Genomic DNA, 19,869 nt, shown 5'->3' on the forward strand with positions numbered 1-19,869 from the left:
ATCTCGCTCAACTGCGCGGCGGTGCCACGCGACATGATCGAGAGCGAGATGTTCGGCCACGTGCGCGGCGCGTTCTCGGGCGCGGTGGTCGAGCGGATCGGCATGGTCGAAGCGGCCGCCAACGGCACCCTATTCCTCGACGAAGTCGGCGAAATGTCCGAGGCCATGCAGGCCAAGCTCCTCCGCTTCCTCGAGAGCGGCGAATACCGCCGCGTGGGCGAGAGCACCAATCGCCACGTGGCGACGCACGTCGTGGCCGCCACCAACGTGCCGCGCGATCGGCTCGGCCGCGGCGAGGGCTTCCGCCAGGATCTCTACTGGCGACTGGCGCAGGGCGTGCTCGAAGTGCCGGCGCTCCGGCATCGTCCCGGCGACATCGGCCTGCTCGTCGACCACTTCCTGCGTCTCGAGTCGAAAAAGATGGCCAAGCCGGAGCTGTCGCTGAGCGACGAGGCCCGCGCCGCGCTGCTCGCCTACGGCTGGCCGGGCAACGTGCGCGAGCTGGTCGGCGTGGTGCGGCGCGCGGTGGCGCTCGCCGAGCACACCATCCAGGTCGAGCATCTCGAGTTGGGCTCGGTGAGAGAGGTCGCGGTGACGCTCACCGAAGAGCTGGCCGAGGCCGAGCGCTCACGCATCGAGCATGCGATGCGCGAGAACGATCACTCGCCGACCAGCGCCGCGCGTGCGCTCGGCATTCCGCGCACCACCCTGATCATGAAGCTCAAGCGCCTCGGGATCCGGGAGCGCCTCGCCGGCCCGAAGCCGCCCGCCGAGTAACGCGCGCTACCCCCTCAGCCCCTCGAACAAATCCGTCTCGCGCTTCCTCCCGCCGTTCACCGTGCTGAACACGCGGTAGAACGACTGCCAGCCCCATAACGCCTCGTGGTTCTTGGGGGACAGGTGCGCGAGCTTCTCGTAGGCGGTGATCTGCGACTGGTGGCACGACACCGCCTTCCACACCGTGTCCCACACGCTGCGCGTGTCGAGCACGGTCGTCACCGCCCAGTCGGGCCACGACTTCGACTCGCGCTCGACGCCATCCACCATCGAGGTGAGCTTGCGGAAGGCTTCCTCGTAAGCGCCCATCGCGCTCGCCGGCCAAGCGATGTAGTAGAGCTTCGAGATCGCGTGGGGCGCGAGCGCCGCCGCCTCGCCACCCAGCCTGAAGCCGGCATCGGAAGATGCTGCCGCCGCGGCGCACGTGAACTGGCAGATCGCGATGTGATCGGGGTGCCCGTAGCCGCCCTCGGGATCGAAGGTCATCACCACCTGCGGACGCCAGCGCCTCATGTGCGCGACGATCTTGCCGATCGCCTCCCGCGGCTCGGCCCGGTCGAGCAGCTGATCCTTGTAGTCGAGCAACGCCAGCTCGCGAATACCGAGCGTCTTCGCCGCCTCGCGCAGCTCGCCCTCGCGGATCCTGGCGAGCGCGTCGGCGCCCGGATGCTCGGGCGGCTCGCGAAAGCCGCGGAAGCGGCCGGCCTCGCCGCGCGTCGCAGTCACGAGATACGTCTCGACGCCCTCGGCCGCGTACTTGGCGAGCGTGCCGCCAAAGCCGAGCGACTCGTCGTCGGGGTGGGCGAGGACCGCCATCAGGCGCAGGGGGGCAGCCATGGCGGCGCAGAGTAGCTCAGGACGCGATCGGGCGCCTGCACGGCTCGCCCCGCACTCCCCGGGGCGGGCTCGCCGCCCCGTCCAAATTGGATCTGGATCCAAATCGGTCTACCCGACCGCGGTCCCTTCAACCCGCCGCACGGCGGGTTCGCCGTCCCCGACGGATCTCAGGTCAGCCCGTGAAATGTCCTCCCGGAAGGCAACCTCCTCATTTCACATGCTCCAGAGCATGTAACGGGGTCGCCCGACTGGTTCCGGAACCAGTCGGCGGCCCGATTTCACGCGCCCGGGCCCCGCTTGCGCCCGCCGCCCTCTTCGGCGAGACTCCCCGAGCGGAGTCGCGCCCAGCCTCTCCGGCAGAAACCGACGGCGGGCGCGGCCCGCATTTTTCGTTGGGTTCGATTCCGCGCCGGGCCCAGGAGCCCGCGCTGAACAGGGAAGGACGGGACATGGCCAAGATCGTGGTCGTGACTGGCGGCGTGGTTTCGTCGCTCGGCAAGGGAATCGCCGCGGCGTCGCTGGGACTGCTGCTCAAATCGCGCGGCCTGCGCGTGACGCTCCAGAAGCTGGACCCCTATCTCAACATCGACCCCGGGACCATGAGCCCGTTCCAGCATGGCGAAGTGTTCGTGACCGACGACGGCGCCGAGACCGACCTGGACCTCGGCCACTACGAGCGCTTCACCAACATCTCGGTGACGCGCAGCCACAACGTCACCGCCGGCCAGATCTACGACTCGATTCTCTCCAAGGAGCGCAGAGGCGACTATCTGGGACGCACGGTGCAGGTGATCCCCCACGTCACCGACGAGATCAAGCGCCGCATCACCGGGCTGGCGCTCACCACCCAGGCCGAGGTGCTGATCGTCGAGATCGGCGGCACGGTCGGCGACATCGAGTCGCTGCCGTTCCTCGAAGCGGTCCGGCAGCTCAAGCTCGAGAATCGTCGCGACGTGCTGTTCGTGCACGTCACGCTGGTGCCGTTCATCAAGGCGGCCGGCGAGATGAAGACCAAGCCCACCCAGCACTCGGTCAAGGAGCTGCTGCAGATCGGGATCCAGCCCGACATCCTGCTCTGCCGCAGCGAAGGGCCGATGCCGACCGACGTGCGCGAGAAGATCGCGCTGTTCTGCAACGTGCCGACCGAAGCCGTGATCGCGGCCACCGACGTCGGCTCGATCTATGAAGTTCCGAGGGTGTTCCACGACGGCGGGCTCGACGCGCTGGTGGTGCGCGAGCTGGGACTCGAAGCGGCCGACCCGGACCTCAGGAGCTGGGACGACTTCCTGGCGCGCGTCAAGAACCCCGCTCAGCAGTGCGAAATCGCGATCGTCGGCAAGTACACGCACGTGCGCGACGCCTACAAGAGCATGATCGAGGCGTTCGTCCACGCCGGCGCCGCCAATCGTGCCAAAGTCACGCTGCGCTGGGTCGAGGGCGAAGAGGTCGAGACCCAGGGCGCCGCCACGCTGCTCGACGAGGTCGACGGCATCCTGATTCCCGGTGGATTCGGCGAACGCGGCATCGAGGGCAAGATCCTGGCGGCTCAATACGCGCGCGAGAAGAGCGTGCCGTATTTCGGGCTGTGCCTCGGCATGCAGGTCGCGACCATCGAGTTCGCGCGCCACGTGGTGGGGTGGGCCGAGGCCAACTCGGCCGAGTTCGATCCCGCTTCGCCGCAAAAGGTCATCGACCTCATGGCCGATCAGGCCGGCATCGCCGAAAAGGGCGGGACGATGCGGCTCGGCGCCTATCGCTGCACGCTCAAGGAAGGCAGCCTGGCCGCGCGCGCCTACGGCAGGACCGAGGTCGAGGAGCGCCATCGCCACCGCTACGAGTTCAACAACCGTTATGCCGCGCAGCTCCAGTCGCGCGGGCTCGTTCTTTCGGGCAAGTGCGTCGGTCGCGAACTGGTCGAGATCATCGAGCTGCCCGATCATCCCTGGTTCCTGGCGGTGCAGTTCCATCCCGAGTTGAAGTCCCGCCCGCACGAGCCGCATCCGCTGTTCGTCGACTTCGTTCGGGCATCGATCGAACGCCGCCGTGTGCGACGCGGGGCCGCGGCGCTCGAGCCCACCACGCTGACCCAAGCCCGGCGGCGCGCGTGAGATCCTTCCACGTCGGCGGCGCCGAGATCGGCGCCGAGCGGCTCTGCATCCTGGCCGGCCCGTGCGTGGTCGAGAGCGAGGAGATGTGCTTCGAGGTCGCCTCGCGCCTCAAATCGGCGTGCGAGGCGCGCGGCCTGCCGCTGATCTTCAAGGCGTCGTATCGCAAGGCCAACCGCTCGAGCGCCTCGTCGTTCGAGGGGCTGCCACTCGCTCAGGCGCTCAGCGTCCTGGGTCGCGTGCGGCACGAGCTGGGCATTCCGGTGCTCACCGACGTGCACGCCGAGAGCGAGATCGAGGCCGCCGCCGAAGTCGCCGACGTGCTGCAGATCCCGGCATTCCTGTCGCGCCAGACCGCGCTGCTCGCCGCCGCGGCGCGCACCGGACTCGCCGTCAACGTGAAGAAGGGTCAGTTCCTGGCCCCCGATGACATGGCCAACGTGGTCGAGAAGCTGGTGGCCGCGGGTTGCGATCGCCTGATGCTGACCGAGCGCGGCACCAGTTTTGGCTATCACGATCTGGTGGTGGACATGCGCGGGCTCGTCACCATGCGCGAGCTCAACTGGCCGGTGGTGTACGACGCGACCCACAGCCTGCAGAAGCCCGGCGGCAGGGAGAGCGGCGGCGATCGCCGCTTCGCGTTCCCATTGATGCGCGCAGCGGTGGCGTGCGGCATCGACGGCCTGTTCTTCGAGACGCACCCGGATCCACCGCGCGCCAAGTCCGACGCCGCGACCCAGCTGCCGCTCGCGCTCGCCGAATCGTTCCTCGACGAGGCGCTTCGCGTTCGCGAAACCGTCGCCACCTCGCCCCATGCCTGAGCCCGCGGCGGCAGCTCGAGCGGGTTCGAAGGCGGGCGGCCCGGGCGGGGTCGCCGCGAAGGTCAAAATCCTGTTCCTCGATGTCGACGGCACGCTCACGGACGGCATCATTGGTTTCTCGAAGGACGGCGACCTGCGCCACTTCTGGGTGCGCGACGGCCTCGCGCTCGAATGGGCCCGCGATCTGGGCCTCCTGCCGGTGGTGATCTCGGGGCGCAGCTCCGAGGCGGTCGAGGCACGCATGCGCGATCTCAAACTCGAGAATTATCTGGGGGTGAAAGACAAGGTCGCGGTCGCCGAGAAGGTGCTGGCGCGCGAACGTGCCAACTGGGACGAATGCGCGATGGTCGGCGACGATCTGCCCGACGTGGCGATGCTCAGGCGCGTGGGCTGGCCGATCGCGGTGGCCGACGCATCCGAGGAGCTGCATCGCTTCGCCCACACGATCACGCGCCACCGTGCCGGTTTCGGCGCCGTGCGCGAGGTGGTGGAGATGCTGTTGCGACACAACGGCGTCTGGGACCAGGTGCTGAAGCGCTACGAGGTGTTGCCTTGAGGATCTGCGGGAGAGGGGCCCTCGAATGAAGGCCACCCGCGATCTGATCGAGCTGGCGCGCGAGGTGGTGCGCACCGAAGCCGCGGCGGTCGCGGCGCTCGAGGGCAAGCTGGGCGACGAGTTCCTCGCCGCCGTCGACCTGCTGGCCGGATGCCGCGGTAAGCTGGTGGTGTCGGGAGTCGGCAAGTCGGGGCTGATCGCGCACAAGCTCGCCGCGACCCTGACCAGCACCGGGACCCCCGCAGTGTTCCTGCATCCCGCCGACGCCTTGCACGGCGACGCCGGCCTCTTCGCCGCGGGAGACGTCGCGCTGTTCATCTCGAAGAGCGGTGGCTCCGAGGAGCTGGTGGCGCTGCTGCCCTATCTCGAGCGCATCGGCATTCCGCTGGTCAGCATCGTCGCCACGCCGCAGTCGCCGCTCGCGCGGAAGTCACGGGTGACGCTGGTCACCGGACCGGTGCGCGAGGCCTGCCCGATGGATCTCACGCCCACCACCAGCATCACGCTGGTGCAGGTGCTGGGCGACTGCCTGGCGGTGGCGCTGCTCGAGCGCCGCGGCTTCACCGCTGACGACTTCCGCTTCCTGCATCCGGGAGGAGTGATCGGGCGCACCGCGTCGCGCCGAGTCGAGGAGCTGATGCACGACGGCGACGCGCTGCCGCGCGTGGGGGAGCGGGCCACGCTTCGCGAGGTCATGCTCGAGATCATGAACAAGCGGCTCGGCGTCACGGTGGTGGTGGACGGCGCCGGCGCGCTGGCGGGGGTGGTAAGCGACGGGGACTTCAAACGCATCCTGATGAAGCACGCCGATCCCTGGGGGCTCACCGCCGGCGACGTGATGAATCCCGCGCCGAGCACGATTGGACCCGACTCGCTGGTCGCCGCGGCGGTGCGAGCGATGGAGGAGCGTCCGGCCGGGCCGATCACGGCCCTGGTGGTGGTGGACGATGCGCGACGCCCGATCGGCATCCTCCATCTCCACGACTGCCTGCGGGCGAGCTAGTCCTCGCGCCTCGCGGGTTCGCCGCCGTGCCGCAGGCCCTGCTCACGATCGGTCACTCGAACCGAGCGCTCGAGGAGTTCGGCGCGCTGTTGCGCGCGCACGGCATCCAGCACCTCGCCGACGTTCGCCGGTTCCCGCGATCGCGTCGCAACCCGCACTTCTCCAGCGCGGCGCTCGAGCAGTGGCTCGCCGCTCAGCGCATCGGCTACGCCCATCTCGAAGCGCTCGGCGGCCATCGAGAACCGCGGCCCGACTCGCCCCATTTCGGGCTCGCGACCGGCTGGATGCGCGGCTTCGCCGACCACATGGAGACGCCCGAGTTCGTCGCGGCGCTCGATGCCCTGCTCGCGATCGCGGCCGGCCGCCGCACGGCGGTGATGTGTGCGGAAGCCGACTGGCGCGAGTGCCACCGCCGCCTGCTCGCCGACGCGGTGGTGTCGAGGGGCGTGCCCGTCGAGCATGTTCGGGATGCTTCCCATGCCGAGCCGCACTCCGCCACCCCCGGCATCGAGCGGATTGGAGGACGCCTCATCTATAGGAGTGTCGCGCCGCGCCTGCCCGGTCTGTGACCCTGCCCACCGGGGCGACGAAGGCGTGACGACTCGCGTCAGAAAGTCTTCAAGGCCGGCGGGGGTTGAGTCGATAACCTTTTGTGATTGCAGGCCCATCGACCGCTGGCACACACTGTGCTTGATGCTCGGCAAACCCTTTGCTAGCGTGGGTTCCACGTCATGACCGGACCCCGAGAAACTGGCATGAATCACGCCCGCAGGGCGCCCCCCGGCAGCCACCGCGGCCGGGTGCTGCTGGCCGCGCTCGGGCTGGGGCTCGCGGCGTTGATGGCGGTGGGCTGCGGCGAACGCCGCACGGTGGGCATGTCGGGCAAGACCGGCGAACTGCCGGACCAGGAGGTCCAGGATTTTTCGCTCACCGAAACCAATCAGGGCGCGGTCGAGTGGAGGCTGTTCGCCCAGTACGCCGCCATGTACGACGTGAAGAACCTCATCACGGCTCGCGGCGTTCGGGTGGACTTCTACGACGAGAAGTCCACGCGCACCTCGCAACTCACCGCGCGCGAGGGCGAGATCAATCAGCTCACCCGTGACATGACTGCACGCGGCAACGTGGTTCTCCAGAGCTCGGACGGCACCCGGATGTCCACCCAGGTCATGCACTTCCTCAATCGCGAACAGAAGGTCCAATCCGACGATCTGGTGCGCGTGGAGCGCGCCGGCGACGTGCTGACCGGCGTGGGTTTCGAGAGCGATCCCGAGCTGAAGCACTTCAAGTTCCGCTCGAAAGTGCAGGCCACCGTGCACTCCAAGTCGGAAGACCTGCTGGGGCCGAGGAAGCCAACCAAGTGAACGCCACGCCTTCCGAGCTCCCGCTGCCCGTGAACGAGGGCCTGGTGGCGGAGAATCTCATTCGCTATTACGGCCGCTGGCGGGTGGTCAACGACGTCACCATCCGCGTCCGGCGCGGGGAGGTGGTGGGACTGCTGGGCCCGAACGGTGCCGGCAAGACCACCTCGTTCTACATGATCGTCGGACTGCTGCGACCCAACAGCGGACGCATTCTGCTCGAGGGCGAGGAGATCACTCAGGAGCCGATGTACCGGCGCGCGCGGCGCGGGCTCGGCTATCTCGCGCAGGAACCCAGCATCTTTCGCCGGCTGTCGGTGCGCGACAACGTCATGGCGGTGCTCGAGACCATGAAGATGCCCCACGCCGAGCGCGAGCAGCGCCTGGCGCGGCTGCTCGAAGATCTCAATCTCTCGCACCTTGCCACCCGGCAGGCCAACAAGCTTTCGGGCGGCGAGCGGCGGCGGGTCGAGATCACGCGCGCCCTGGCGCGCGAACCGTCCTACATGCTGCTCGACGAGCCGTTCGTCGGCATCGACCCGATCGCGGTGTCGGAGATCCAGGACATCGTCGGGCGCCTGCGTGACCGCGGACTCGGGGTGCTGATCACCGACCACAACGTGCGCGAAACGCTGAGAATCACCGACCGCGCCTACATCATGTACGAGGGCCGGATCCTGCTGCAGGGCACCGCGGAAAAGCTGGCCAACGATTCCGAAGCCCGCAAGATCTATCTCGGCGAGCGGTTCACCCTCTAGATCGGGACCTTCCCATGGAAATGAAACACTCGCTGAACATGAGCCTGCGGCCGGCGCTGATCATGACGCCGCGCCTGCAGCAGGCCCTGAAGCTCCTCCAGGTCCCGACTCTCGAGCTGCAGGCGATCCTCAAGCAGGAGATCATGCAGAACCCGCTGCTCGAGGAAGTGGACGAAGTCACCGAGAGCGAGGACCTGGCCAAGGAAGACGCGCCCGAGGAGACCGCCAATCAGGAGTCCGACGATCCCGCCCAAGAGGATCCGGTGGACTGGACCGAGTACCTGCAGGAAGGCTCGTTCGATCGCCCCTACGTGCCGCAGAGCGAGGTGAGCGAGGAGTTCCTCGAGAAGGTGCAGATCACGCGCACCAGTCTGGCCGACAGTCTGCTCGAGCAGCTTCACTTCCTGAGTCTGCCGGAGCCGACCATGCAGCTCGCCGAATTCCTGGTGGGGTCGCTCGACGAACGCGGCTGGCTGGCGACGCCGCTCGATGAGGTGGCGCAGGCCACCGGGCGAACGTTGGAGGAATGTGAAGCCGTGCTCCGCGTGATCCAGGCGCTCGAGCCGCCCGGGGTCGGGGCGCGGGACCTCCGCGAGTGTCTGCTCATCCAATTGGAGGCGCGTAACGAGAAGGACACGCTGCCCTGGCGACTGATCCACGATCAGTTCGACCACCTGGTGAACCGGCGCTTCCCCGAGATCGCGCGCCAGCTCAAGGTGTCGGTCGAGGAGGTACAGGTGGCGGCGGACGTGATCGCGACGCTCAATCCCCGGCCGGGGCTCCAGGTGTCGAGCGAGGATCCCAAGTATGTGGTTCCGGATCTGCTGGTCGAGCGGGTGGACGACGAATACGTCGTGATGCTCAACGACCGGCACCTGCCACGGCTGCGGATCTCCTCCGCCTACGAAAGCGTGCTGCGCGAGAAGAAGAAGTCCGAGTGCTCGGCGGGAGAGAAGGAGACGCGCGAGTACATTCAGGGCAAACTCAACTCCGCGCGCTGGCTGATTCAGACCATCGAGCAGCGCCGGCGCACGATGATCAAGGTCATGAACTGCATCATCCGCGAGCAGCGCGAATTCTTCGACAAGGGCATTGCATTTCTGCGGCCGCTGACCTTGCAGCAGGTCGCGCGCCAGATCGACATGCACGAATCCACCGTGAGCCGCGTGTGCAGTGGCAAGTACGTGCAGACGCCGCGCGGCGTGTTCGAGCTGAAGTTCTTCTTCTCCAGCGGGCTGGAAACGACGGACGGGGAGGACGTCTCGGCGCGAACCGCGAAGAACACCATCAAGACGCTCATCGACGAGGAGGACAAGAAGAACCCTTATTCCGACGACGCGATCGCGAAGATCCTCCATGATCGCGGGCTCAAGATCGCTCGCCGGACCGTCGCAAAGTACCGCGAGCAGCTCAACATCCTGCCGGCCCGCTTCCGCAGGCGGGTGGCCTGATCCACGTCGCGCCGGCGGTTCGCGCCGGCGGCACCGGCTGTCAGGCCGGACGAGGTCACCGATGCAGATCAGCACGACCGCAAGACATTGCGAGATCAGCCCCGAGCTTCGAGAGCTGGCGCAGGCCAAGTTGCAGCGTGCCGGCCGGTTCGCCCAGGACATTCGAGAAGTCCATCTGACCGTGACCGGCGAAAGATCCCGGCACGTTGCCGAAATCACGCTGCGGTTGGATCATCACGAACTGGTGTGCCGCGAGGAATCCACCGAGCTCCGGGCGTCGATCGAAGGCGTGATCGACCGGCTCGAGGAACAGTTGCGGCGGTTCAAGGACCGTCGTACCAATCATCAGCGTGTGAATCACGAGATCCAGCCGGGGCGCGCCGGCGCGGATTCGTGGGCCGAGGACGAGGAAGCCGAGGACTGATTCGTGGAATCCCTGAGCGCGGCTCGACTTTTCGAGGATGAGCGACAGGATCTGCAGCTCGATCAGCTCACCGAATCGCTGGCCTCCCGGCGCGAGATCACCGTCAGCGACATCCACCGCCCGGGCATGGCGCTGATGGGCTTCGTCGAGAACTTCCTCCCCGAGCGCATCCAGATCCTCGCCCAGACCGAGCTGACCTATCTGTCGTCTCTCACTGCCGACCAGGTGCGCCAGGCGCTCGATCGGCTGTTCCAGTTCGACATGCCGCTGATCGTGGTCTGCAAGGGGCTCGAGGTGCCCGAATACCTGCTCCAGCAGGCCAACCGCAACCAGGTGCCGGTGCTGCGCACGCCGCAGAGCACCACGCCCTTCATCCACTCGTTGACCGCGTACCTCGACCACATGTTCGCGCCACAACTGTCGGTGCACGGCTCGCTGGTCGACGTCTACGGCTGCGGGCTGCTGTTCACCGGGCGTAGCGCGATCGGCAAGTCCGAGACCGCGCTCGATCTGGTCGAGCGCGGTCACCGGCTGGTGGCCGACGACGTGGTCACCATCACTCGCCGGCACGGCGACGTGCTGATCGGCAGCGGCAACCAGCTGCTCCGGCACCACATGGAAATTCGCGGCCTCGGCATCATCGACGTCCAGGCGGTCTTCGGCATCCGCTCGATTCGCCTGCAGAAGCGCGTCGAAGTCGAGGTGCGGCTGAGCGAATGGTCGAGCGAGGCCGACTACGAGCGCATCGGGCTCGACGAGCACAAGACCTCGATTCTCGACGTGCAGATTCCGCTGGTCGAGGTGCCGATCACGCCGGGCAAGAACATCACCGTGATCGCCGAGGTGATCGCCCTCAACTATCTGGTGAAGGTGTACGGTGGCTACTCGCCGGCCGAACGCCTGAACCAGCACCTGATCGAGATCATGAAGCGCAAGAGCGCGGCCCGCGCCTGGGTTCGAGAAGACACGGAGTAGCCATGGTCCCCGCATTGCTGGTGATGCACGCCGATCTGTCCGCCGCACTGCTGCGCGCGGCGGCCCAGGTCTACGGGGAGGTGCAGGGGGTCGCGACCATGAGCAACGAGGGCCTGTCGAAGGAGGCGCTCGAAGCCGAGATCGAGGATCGGGTCGAAGGCTGGCGCGAAGGCGGTCTGGTGTTCACGGATTTCTTCGGTGGATCCTGCCACCTGTGCGGGCTACGGGCGGCGCGTGAACACGGCGACATCGTGGTCGTGAGCGGACTCAATCTTCCGATCCTGCTCGACTACCTGCACAACCGCGACAAGTTCGGCGTGCGCGAGCTGGCCGAGCGCCTTCAGAAGAAGGGCCAGGATTCCATCCGGCTTCAGTTCCCCTCGGCGGCATGAGCTGGATCCTGCACCGCGTGGATGACCGCCTGATCCACGGCCAGGTGCTGATCGCCTGGGGCCAGCGCCTGAATCCCCGGCGCATCGTGGTGGCGGACGACGCGAGCGCCGCGGATTCCTGGGAGCGCGAGCTGCTGCAGTCCGCCGCGCCCGACTCCGAGGTGAGCGTCTGGACGATCGCTCAGGCCGCCGCCGGCTACGCCGCCGAGGCCGCCGCACCCGGCACCGCATTCCTGCTGGTTCGCAATCTCCAGTCGGCGCTCGCGCTGGTGGAGGCCGGTGCCGCGATCCCTTCCTTCACGCTCGGCGGGCTCCATTACGCGCCCGGGAAGATCAAGGTCAACGAATATCTCTACCTCGACGAGCGCGATCGCGCCGCGGCGCGATCCCTGCTGGCGCGTGGCGTCGCGCTGCTGGCGCAGGACGTTCCCGCCTCGCGGCCGCTGCCGCTGCGCGAGTTGGTTCCCGAGCTGGCCGCCTCGTGAGCGAAGGTCCCGCCGCTTCCCCCTCCGGTGGGCGGTCGCCCGATAACGAAGTTACCCTGGTGATGATCGTCCACGATCATCAGCCGGTCGGAAACTTCGACCATGTCTTCCGCGGCGTCTACCGCGACGCCTATGCGCCCTTCCTCGAGTTCCTCGAGGCCCATCCCGCGTTCCGCCTCGCGCTCCACACCAGCGGTCCGCTGCTCGAATGGCTGGAAGAACAGGAGCCCCAGTATCTCGAGCGGCTGCGCGCACTGGTGGAGCGCGGCCAGATCGAGCCATGGAGCGGGGGATTCTACGAACCGATCCTGCCGGTGATCCCCGAGCGCGATCGGCGGGGACAGATCCTGGCGATGACGAAATGGATCGAGCGCCGTCTGGGCGTGCGCCCGCGCGGGCTGTGGCTGGCCGAGCGGGTCTGGGAGCCGTCGCTGGCCTCGAGCCTGGCCGAGGCCGGCATCGAGTACACCGCGGTGGACGACGCCCACTTCGTGGCCGCCGGCCTCCAGCGCGAGGAGCTGTGGAGCCCGTTTCTCACCGAGGACCAGGGGCTCGCGCTCCGCTTGCTGCCGATTCATCGCGAGCTGCGCTACGCGATTCCGTTTGCCGAGCCCGAGGCCACCGTCGAGCTGCTGGCTCGCGCCGCCCGCGGCGGGCCCGATCGTGTCGCGGTGCTGGGCGACGACGGCGAGAAATTCGGCTCGTGGCCCGGAACTCGCGCGCGCTGCTACGACGAGGGATGGCTGGAGTCGTTCGCGAGGGCGCTCGAAGCCTCGCCGTGGATTCGGCTGCGAACCCCGTCGGAGGTCATCGACCGGCTCCCGGCACGCGGTCCCGTCTATCTCCCGACCGCTTCCTATCACGAGATGGAGGAGTGGTCGCTGCCGCCCGAGGCGCAGGCGACCTACGAGCAGGCCGCGGCGCGGCTCGAGCCGGTGGCGGGCGAGGGGGCGCGCGATCTCCTGCGCGGTGGCCACTGGCGCGGCTTCCTGTCGCGCTACCCCGAGGCCAACCGCCTGCACAAGCGCATGCTGCGCGCCTCGCGCCGGTTGTCGCGCTCGGCGCCGGCCGGCCCGGCTCGAGCGCGAGCACGCACTCATCTGTGGCGTTCGCAGTGCAACTGCCCCTACTGGCACGGCGTGTTCGGCGGACTCTATCTGCCGCATCTGCGGGCCGCCGCCTATCACGAACTGATCGCCGCGGAATCCCTGGGGGTGCGTGGCCTCCATACCGAGCGGAGCGACGTGGATCTCGACGGCTGGGAAGACGGTCTGCTCGAGGGTCCGCGCTGGGCGGCATGGATTTCCGCACGCGGCGGCCGGTTGTGGGGCTTCGACGATCGCGCCGCCCGGTGGAGCTGGACCGACACGCTGGCGCAGCGGCTCGAGCACTATCACGAGAAGCTTGCGTCGGCCGAAGTCGGCGGCGGCGAGGGCGAAACCATCCACGCCGCGATCCGGCTCAAGGAGCCGGGGCTCGCCAGGCTGCTGGCCGAGTACGACGACCATCTGCGCGATTGGTTCCTCGACCGCTGGCGCGAGGACGGCGCGGCATTCGGAGCGAGTGATTCGCGCGCACGGCTGACGGTGTCGAAGCAGTCGGTGAGCGCGAGTCTCGCCGAGGGGGAGTGGCCGGCGATCGACAAGCAGTACCGCTCGGACCGTCACGGTGGCCTCGAGGTCCAGTACGCCCTGCGCTCCTCGAGGGCGCGCCGCGGCGAGCTCACCGTCGAGCTCAACGTCGCGCTCCACGTGCGCGAGGCCGAGGATCGCTGGATCGAGGTGAACGGGCGGCGCGCCGATCCGCCGGCGCCGGGTGCCGCCGCCAGCCATGTCGGAGTCACGTGCGTCGGCTTCGTCGACGAATGGGCGGGTCGCCGGCTGGAGGTCGAGACCAGCCGCGAGGCGCAGCTTCGCCGCGCGCCGATCGACACGGTCTCGCTCTCCGAGGCCGGCGCCGAGCGCGTCTTCCAGGGCGTCGAGGTCCGCTGGACCTTTCCGGTGGAGCTGGCGCCGGATCGACCCTGGGCGCTCCGGTTCAACGTGCGGCCCTCGCACCGGAAGGCGTCGTGACGCGCACGTTGCTGCTCACGTTCCTGCTCGGCGGGGTGGCCGCGGTCGACGCGACTCCGGTGGCGCAGACACTGTTCTCCCAGCCGCTCGTCACCTCGGCGCTGCTCGGCTGGTGGTGGGGAGACTGGAAGACCGCGCTGGAGGTCGGGATCGTGCTGCAGCTCCTGGCCGCGAGCACTCTTCCAGTCGGCGCGCGCACGCCCGAGGACTACGCGACCGGCGGCGTGATCGGGACGGGACTGGCGCTGTCGCTGGCCGGGCAGGAACCGTTCGAGATGTCGCGTGCCTCGAGCGCTCTGCTCGGAGTGCTGGCCGGGCTGGTCACCGCGAAGCTCTCGGTGCCGCTGCTCAAGTGGCAGCGGAGGCGCAACGAATCGCTGGCGCGCTGGTGCGAGGCGGAGCTGCGCGCCGGGCACGAGCGCGCGCTCGGCCAGGCGCAGTGGGCCGGCGTTGTGCTCGCGTTTGGAGTCGGTGTAGGTTTCACGGCCCTTGCGCTGGGACTCGGGACTCGAACTCTTCACGGCCTGGTGGCGAATCAATCGCTTCGGTTGTCGCGCGCCTGGGCGATCGCGCAGCCGCTGTGGCTGGGGCTCGGTCTCGCTCAACTACTTCAGGCATTCCTGCAGCGCCGGCTGGCGCGCGCCGCGTTGTTCGGACTCGCGCTGCTCTCGGCATGGCTGTTCCTGGTGGTGAGGACACCGTGAGCGGACGGCTTCGCGAGGGGGACTTGTGGAGGATGGCATTGCGCGCCTCGTTGCTCCAGGCCACCTGGAACTTCGAGCGCCAGCAGGGCATCGGCTGGGCATGGGCGCTGGAGCCGGCGCTCGATCGCCTCTATCCCGATCCCGCGGTCCGCTGCGAGCGGCTGGCGGAGCACACCGCCTACTTCAACACGCAGCCGACCCTCGCCTCGCTGGCCCTGGGCGCGGTGGCGGCCCTCGAGGAGCGGCGCGCGGCCGGCGACGGTCCGGATGGCGAGGCGATCGCGCGCGTCAAGAGCGTGCTCGGCTCGTCGCTCGCGGCGATGGGCGATCGCCTGTTCTGGTTCACGTTGCGACCGGTGGCCGCCTGTCTCGGCATCTGGGCGGCGCTGGCCGGGCATCCGATCGCGGCGCTGGTGATGTGGATCGCCTACAACATTCCGCATCTGGGGCTGCGTGTGCTCGGGGTGCGCTGGGGCTATCAGCTGGGCCCGGCGGTGCTCAGCGGCGCGCTGCGCCGGCAGCTCGAGAGCCTGACTCGGCTCCTGAACGCGCTCGGGGCCGCGCTGATCGGTGTCCTGCTCGCCTGGATCATCGCGCCGGGCGGCGAGCCGCACCTGCTGGTATTCGAAGCCACGCTCGGCGCGGGACTCGGGCTCGGATTCCTCGCCGCACTGCGACCACGTCCTTCGCCAACCGAGTGGGCGCTGGGGCTGGGCGCGCTGTGCCTGATCGCGGTGTGGTTCCGATGAAGCCGGGGCGAGGAGCGCGATGACCGAGACCGAGCTGCTGATTCGCAATCAGCTGGGGCTCCACGCGCGCGCGTGCGCTCTGTTCGTCAAGACCGCGGCCAAGTTCCAGTCCAACGTGATGGTGAGCCGCGATGATCTCGAGGTGAACGGCAAGAGCATCATGGGCGTGATGATGCTGGCGGCCGAAGAGGGCAGCACGATTCGCGTCAAGGTCGACGGCCCCGACGAGACGCAGGCGATCGCCGCTCTGACCGAGCTGGTGGACGGCAAGTTCGGGGGGGAGCCGTGAAATTCAACGGCATCGCCGCCTCGCCGGGCATCGGCGTCGGGCCGGTGTTCCGCTTCGAGCGCGAGGATCTGCAGGTGCACGAGACCCCGGTGCCCGCCGAGCGCGCCGACGAGGAGCTGCGGCGTTTCCGTGAGGCGCTGGATCGCTCCCACGAGGACCTCACTCAGATCCGTGACGGCATCGCGACCGAGCTGGGTCGTGACGAGGCGGCCATCTACGAAGCGCACCTCATGATCCTCGACGACCCGGAGCTGCGCCACGCCGTCGAGCAGGGTGTGCGAGGCCAGGGGTTGAACGCCGCCTGGGTGTTCCGCAATTACATGCGCGGCATGGTCGCCAGGTTCGACCACATGCAGAACGAATATCTCAAGCAGCGCCGCGACGACCTGGTGGACGTGTCGCGGCGCGTGCTGCGCCACCTGCTGGGCGAGGGCTCGCGCGCGCTGCCCCTGATCGAGCGCCCGGCGGTGCTGGTGGCACACGACCTCGGCCCCAGCGAGGTCGCGCTGCTCGACCGCACCCGGGTGCTCGGCGTGGTCACCGAGGTGGGCGGCCGCACCTCGCACGGCGCGATCGTCGCGCGCGGGCGCGGCATCCCGGCGGTGGTGAGCGCACGCGGCATCATGCCCGAGGTGCGGAGCGGCGATCTGGCGGCGGTGGATGGCTACGTCGGCTGCGTCGAGGTGCGGCCCGATCCCGACACCGCGCGCTTCTACGCCACGCGCCGGGAGGCGCTCGAGCAGGAATCGAGCGCGCTCGAAACCATGCGCGCCGAGCCGGCCGCGACTCTCGACGGCCGCCGGGTCGAGCTGTCGGCCAACATCGAGCTGCCCGAGGACGTGGATCAGGTGCTGGAAGCGGGCTCCGACGGCATTGGGCTGTTCCGCACCGAGTTCTTCTATCTCGGCCGGCTCGAGATGCCGAGCGAGGAGGAGCAGTACCGTGCCTATCGCCGCGTGGCCGAGCGCATGGCGCCGCGGCCGGTGATCTTCCGCACCATGGATCTGGGTGGCGACAAGGTCGCTTCCTACCTCGGCACCACGCACGAGAGCAATCCGTTCCTCGGCTATCGCGGCATCCGCCTCGCGCTCCATCACCCCGAGATGTTCCGCACCCAGATCCGCGCGATCTATCGGGCCAGTGCGCACGGACGGGTGCGCATGATGTTCCCGATGGTGACGACGCTCGAGGAGTTCCGCCGCGCGCGGGCGCTGTGCGACCAGGTGCGCGACGAGCTGGCGAATGCGAAAACCGCGCACGACGCGAATCTCGAAATCGGGCTGATGATCGAAACGCCGAGCGCGGTGTGGCTCGCCGATCATCTGGCGCGCGAAGCGCAATTCCTGTCGATCGGCTCGAACGATCTGATCCAGTACACCCTGGCCATAGATCGCGACAACGAACGCCTGAGCGGACTCTACGAGCCGCTCGAGCCCTCGGTGCTGCGCGGCATCCAGCACGTGATCGCGGCCGGCCAGGCGGCCGGACGCTGGGTGGGGATCTGCGGCGAGATGGCCGGCGATCCGCGCACCGCGGTCCTGCTGCTCGGGCTCGGCATCGACGAGCTGTCCATGTCCTGTTTCGACCTGCCGCGCGTCAAAGCGGCGATCCGCAGCCTGCGCTTCGAGGTCGCTCGCGAGATCGCGCGCGAAGCCGTGCGGCTGCCGTCGGCCGCCGCGGTCAAAGAGCTGCTGCGCGCGCGCATCGAAACGCTGTTGCCGAGCTTCCTGGTGGCGAAGCGGAGCCCGTTGTGAACGCGGCGCCCGGTCTCGAGCCGCCCTACGGGTCACGCGACGCCCACGACATGGGCGGGCGCATCGCGCGCATTCCCGAACAGATCGAGGAAGCGCTCGCGGCGGTTCGCGCCACGCCGTGGCGCGTGCCGGGCGCCGCTCCCGACCTGCTGGCGGCAGGCGGCATGGGCGGCTCGGCGATCGCCGCCGATCTCGTGTCGTCGCTCGAAGCCGACCGGCTCCCGCGGCCGCTGGTGGTGGTGCGCGAGTATCGCTGGCCGGCGTGCGTCACGAGTCGCTCGCTGGCGCTGCTCTGCTCGTACTCGGGCAACACCGAGGAGACCCTCGCGCTCGAGGCCGAGGCCTCGCGGCGGGGCATCCCGCGGGTGGCGCTCACCACCGGCGGCGAGCTGGCGGCGCGCTGCGAGCGCTCGCACGTGTTCGCGATGCGCATGCCGGGAGGCTCGCCGCCGCGCGCCGCGCTCTACGGTGCCTGGGTGCGGGTCTCGGCCCTGCTCAGCGCCCTGGGCTGGCTGCCCGATCCCGGCGGGGACTGGGAGCGCGCCGCGCACGCGGCGCGCGCGGCCGGGGAGGCGCTCGGCCCGGCGCGTGCCGAGCGCGAGAATCCCGCCAAGCAGCTGGCGCGCGCGCTGGCCGGGCGGCACGTGTTCCTCTATGCGGCTTCCGAGCGGCTCGGCGCGGTGGCCACGCGGTGGAGGCAGCAGATCAACGAAAATGCTAAGGTTCCCGCCCATTCGGCACTGGTGCCGGAGCTCAACCACAACGAGATCGTGGGCTGGGAGAGCGGTGGCGCGTTCGCGGCCCAGAGCGCGGTGGTGCTGCTCCGGGATCCGGAGGACGCGGCCGATGTGGCGACGCGGCTCGCGCTCACCGGCGAGTACGCGGCGCGACAGGGTGCGCGCGTGCACCAGGTGTCGGTCCCGGGCGAATCCCGGCTCGAGCGTGCGGTGAGATTCTCGCAGTACGGCGACTGGGTCAGCTTCTATCTCGCGTTGCTGAATGGAGTGGACGCGACGCCGATCGCCAGCATCGACGAGTTCAAGCGGCGGCTGGACGAAGCGGGCCGCCGCGGCCGCGCCTGAAGTCGAGGCGCGAAGGCCGGCGTCCCGTTTCGGGGACGCGGCCGGGGCGGGGTGGAGGCTCAGGGCGCGCGGACGGCCTGGTGGCGCCGCGATCGCCGATCACGACAACATCATCCGTGGGACAACGAGGATCAGGCATGGCTCGCCATCTCTTCACGTCTGAGTCGGTGACGGAAGGTCACCCGGACAAGATCGCGGATCAGATTTCCGACAGTCTGCTGGACGCGTTGATCGCCAGGGACAAGAACAGCCGCGTCGCGTGCGAGACGCTGGTCACCACCGGGCTCGCGGTCGTGGCGGGCGAGATCTCGAGCCGCGCCTACGTCGAGATCCCCGAGCTGGTGCGCCGGGTGATCGGCGAGATCGGCTATGACAGCGCCGAGTACGGCTTCGACAGCCACACCTGCGCGGTGATGACCACCATTGACAATCAGTCGCCCGACATCGCCCTGGGTGTGAATACCGGCGGCGCCGGCGATCAGGGGCTGATGTTCGGCTTCGCCTGCCGCGAGACCCGGCAGCTCATGCCGCTGCCCATCATGCTGGCCCACGCCCTCACCCGCCGGCTGGCGACGGTGCGGCGTCGGGGCGTGATCCCCTACCTGCGCCCGGACGGCAAGTCGCAGGTGACGGTCGAATACGAGAACGACCGCCCGACCCGCGTGGATACGGTGGTGGTCTCGACCCAGCATGCGGACGGCATCACGCAGAAACGGATCCACGCGGACATTCGCAAGCACGTGATCGAGCCGGTGTTGCCGAAGAAGTACGTGAAGGGCCGTATCCACTACCACATCAATCCCACCGGCTCGTTCGTGAAGGGCGGGCCGATGGCCGACACCGGGCTCACCGGGCGCAAGATCATCGTGGATACCTACGGGGGGGTGGGAAGTCACGGCGGTGGCGCCTTCTCGGGCAAGGATCCGACCAAGGTGGATCGCTCGGCCAGCTACGGCGCGCGCTACGTGGCCAAGAACCTGGTGGCGTCCGGGCTGTGCGACCGGGCCGAGGTGCAATTCGCCTACGCGATCGGCGTTTCGGATCCGGTCTCGATCATGGTCGACACCAACGGCACCGGAAAGGTGAGCGACGAGAAATTGACGCAGCTGGTGCGCAAGCATTTCGATCTCACGCCCCGCGGTCTGATCGAGCACCTGAAGCTGCGTCGCCCGATCTACCGGAAGACCGCGGCCTACGGTCATTTCGGCCGGAGCGAGCCGAGCTTCACCTGGGAGCGGACCGACAAGGCGGGGCTGCTGGCGCGGAGCGTGTGA

21 protein-coding genes are annotated in these 19,869 nt (G+C 68.7%); 20 read left to right on the top strand and 1 reads right to left on the bottom strand.

Annotation, left to right across the window (positions count from 1 at the left end):
- The coding region (locus VMJ70_07520) for a sigma 54-interacting transcriptional regulator (protein ID HTO90963.1) at nucleotides 1–777 on the top strand (777 nt) is incomplete at its 5' end.
- A 6-nt stretch (nucleotides 778–783) separates the two neighbouring features.
- On the opposite strand, the gene VMJ70_07525 is transcribed toward VMJ70_07520, so the two are convergent.
- Nucleotides 784–1,614, bottom strand: a complete 831-nt coding sequence (locus tag VMJ70_07525) for a PIG-L family deacetylase (GenBank protein ID HTO90964.1) — start codon at nucleotides 1,612–1,614, stop codon at nucleotides 784–786.
- A gap of 449 nt (nucleotides 1,615–2,063) precedes the next feature.
- Here VMJ70_07525 and VMJ70_07530 point away from each other — a divergent pair, with 449 nt between their 5' ends.
- The 19 genes from VMJ70_07530 (at nucleotide 2,064) to metK (ending at nucleotide 19,869) form a co-directional block, all read left to right on the top strand.
- Nucleotides 2,064–3,722, top strand: coding sequence for a CTP synthase (locus VMJ70_07530; GenBank protein ID HTO90965.1), 1,659 nt, complete (start codon nucleotides 2,064–2,066; stop codon nucleotides 3,720–3,722).
- Nucleotides 3,719–4,540: a 3-deoxy-8-phosphooctulonate synthase gene (kdsA, locus tag VMJ70_07535; protein ID HTO90966.1), complete on the top strand. Its 822-nt coding sequence runs from the start codon at nucleotides 3,719–3,721 to the stop codon at nucleotides 4,538–4,540. The genes VMJ70_07530 and kdsA overlap by 4 nt, the downstream gene beginning before the upstream one ends.
- Nucleotides 4,533–5,096 (top strand): HAD hydrolase family protein, encoded by a 564-nt coding sequence (locus VMJ70_07540; GenBank protein HTO90967.1) that lies wholly within the window; start codon nucleotides 4,533–4,535, stop codon nucleotides 5,094–5,096. Before kdsA ends, VMJ70_07540 begins: the two co-directional genes overlap by 8 nt.
- 25 nt (nucleotides 5,097–5,121) lie before the next feature.
- On the top strand, nucleotides 5,122–6,099 hold the full coding sequence (locus VMJ70_07545; protein HTO90968.1) for a KpsF/GutQ family sugar-phosphate isomerase: 978 nt from the start codon (nucleotides 5,122–5,124) through the stop codon (nucleotides 6,097–6,099).
- A 26-nt stretch (nucleotides 6,100–6,125) separates the two neighbouring features.
- Nucleotides 6,126–6,668, top strand: coding sequence for a DUF488 domain-containing protein (locus VMJ70_07550; GenBank protein ID HTO90969.1), 543 nt, complete (start codon nucleotides 6,126–6,128; stop codon nucleotides 6,666–6,668).
- A 186-nt stretch (nucleotides 6,669–6,854) separates the two neighbouring features.
- Nucleotides 6,855–7,463 (top strand): LPS export ABC transporter periplasmic protein LptC, encoded by a 609-nt coding sequence (lptC, locus tag VMJ70_07555; GenBank protein HTO90970.1) that lies wholly within the window; start codon nucleotides 6,855–6,857, stop codon nucleotides 7,461–7,463.
- Nucleotides 7,460–8,218 carry an LPS export ABC transporter ATP-binding protein gene (lptB, locus tag VMJ70_07560; protein ID HTO90971.1) on the top strand — a complete coding sequence of 253 codons (759 nt, stop codon included), beginning with the start codon at nucleotides 7,460–7,462 and terminating at the stop codon, nucleotides 8,216–8,218. Before lptC ends, lptB begins: the two co-directional genes overlap by 4 nt.
- Before the next feature lie 20 nt (nucleotides 8,219–8,238).
- Nucleotides 8,239–9,669 (top strand): RNA polymerase factor sigma-54, encoded by a 1,431-nt coding sequence (gene rpoN, locus VMJ70_07565; GenBank protein HTO90972.1) that lies wholly within the window; start codon nucleotides 8,239–8,241, stop codon nucleotides 9,667–9,669.
- Between the two features lie 61 nt (nucleotides 9,670–9,730).
- Nucleotides 9,731–10,093 carry a ribosome-associated translation inhibitor RaiA gene (gene raiA, locus VMJ70_07570; protein HTO90973.1) on the top strand — a complete coding sequence of 121 codons (363 nt, stop codon included), beginning with the start codon at nucleotides 9,731–9,733 and terminating at the stop codon, nucleotides 10,091–10,093.
- Nucleotides 10,094–10,096: 3 nt separating this feature from the next.
- Nucleotides 10,097–11,068, top strand: a complete 972-nt coding sequence (gene hprK, locus VMJ70_07575; protein ID HTO90974.1) for an HPr(Ser) kinase/phosphatase — start codon at nucleotides 10,097–10,099, stop codon at nucleotides 11,066–11,068.
- A gap of 2 nt (nucleotides 11,069–11,070) precedes the next feature.
- Nucleotides 11,071–11,460, top strand: coding sequence for a hypothetical protein (locus tag VMJ70_07580; GenBank protein HTO90975.1), 390 nt, complete (start codon nucleotides 11,071–11,073; stop codon nucleotides 11,458–11,460).
- Nucleotides 11,457–11,945 carry a PTS sugar transporter subunit IIB gene (locus tag VMJ70_07585; GenBank protein HTO90976.1) on the top strand — a complete coding sequence of 163 codons (489 nt, stop codon included), beginning with the start codon at nucleotides 11,457–11,459 and terminating at the stop codon, nucleotides 11,943–11,945. The genes VMJ70_07580 and VMJ70_07585 overlap by 4 nt, the downstream gene beginning before the upstream one ends.
- Before the next feature lie 62 nt (nucleotides 11,946–12,007).
- Nucleotides 12,008–14,017 carry an alpha-amylase/4-alpha-glucanotransferase domain-containing protein gene (locus VMJ70_07590; GenBank protein ID HTO90977.1) on the top strand — a complete coding sequence of 670 codons (2,010 nt, stop codon included), beginning with the start codon at nucleotides 12,008–12,010 and terminating at the stop codon, nucleotides 14,015–14,017.
- Complete coding sequence (locus VMJ70_07595) at nucleotides 14,014–14,721, top strand: PTS sugar transporter subunit IIC (GenBank protein ID HTO90978.1); 708 nt, start codon at nucleotides 14,014–14,016, stop codon at nucleotides 14,719–14,721. The genes VMJ70_07590 and VMJ70_07595 overlap by 4 nt, the downstream gene beginning before the upstream one ends.
- Nucleotides 14,691–15,470, top strand: coding sequence for a PTS system mannose/fructose/sorbose family transporter subunit IID (locus VMJ70_07600; protein HTO90979.1), 780 nt, complete (start codon nucleotides 14,691–14,693; stop codon nucleotides 15,468–15,470). The genes VMJ70_07595 and VMJ70_07600 overlap by 31 nt, the downstream gene beginning before the upstream one ends.
- A 19-nt stretch (nucleotides 15,471–15,489) precedes the next feature.
- On the top strand, nucleotides 15,490–15,759 hold the full coding sequence (locus tag VMJ70_07605; GenBank protein ID HTO90980.1) for an HPr family phosphocarrier protein: 270 nt from the start codon (nucleotides 15,490–15,492) through the stop codon (nucleotides 15,757–15,759).
- Nucleotides 15,756–17,513 (top strand): phosphoenolpyruvate--protein phosphotransferase, encoded by a 1,758-nt coding sequence (gene ptsP, locus VMJ70_07610; protein ID HTO90981.1) that lies wholly within the window; start codon nucleotides 15,756–15,758, stop codon nucleotides 17,511–17,513. The genes VMJ70_07605 and ptsP overlap by 4 nt, the downstream gene beginning before the upstream one ends.
- Entirely contained in the window at nucleotides 17,510–18,595 is a 1,086-nt protein-coding gene (locus tag VMJ70_07615; GenBank protein HTO90982.1) for a bifunctional phosphoglucose/phosphomannose isomerase, read from the top strand. Before ptsP ends, VMJ70_07615 begins: the two co-directional genes overlap by 4 nt.
- Before the next feature lie 137 nt (nucleotides 18,596–18,732).
- The gene (gene metK, locus VMJ70_07620; GenBank protein ID HTO90983.1) at nucleotides 18,733–19,869 is read left to right on the top strand and encodes a methionine adenosyltransferase; all 1,137 of its coding nucleotides are present in this window, start codon (nucleotides 18,733–18,735) and stop codon (nucleotides 19,867–19,869) included.

Origin of the sequence: Candidatus Sulfotelmatobacter sp. (genome assembly GCA_035498555.1) — a bacterium.
Taxonomy (GTDB): Bacteria; Eisenbacteria; RBG-16-71-46; order RBG-16-71-46; family RBG-16-71-46; genus DATKAB01.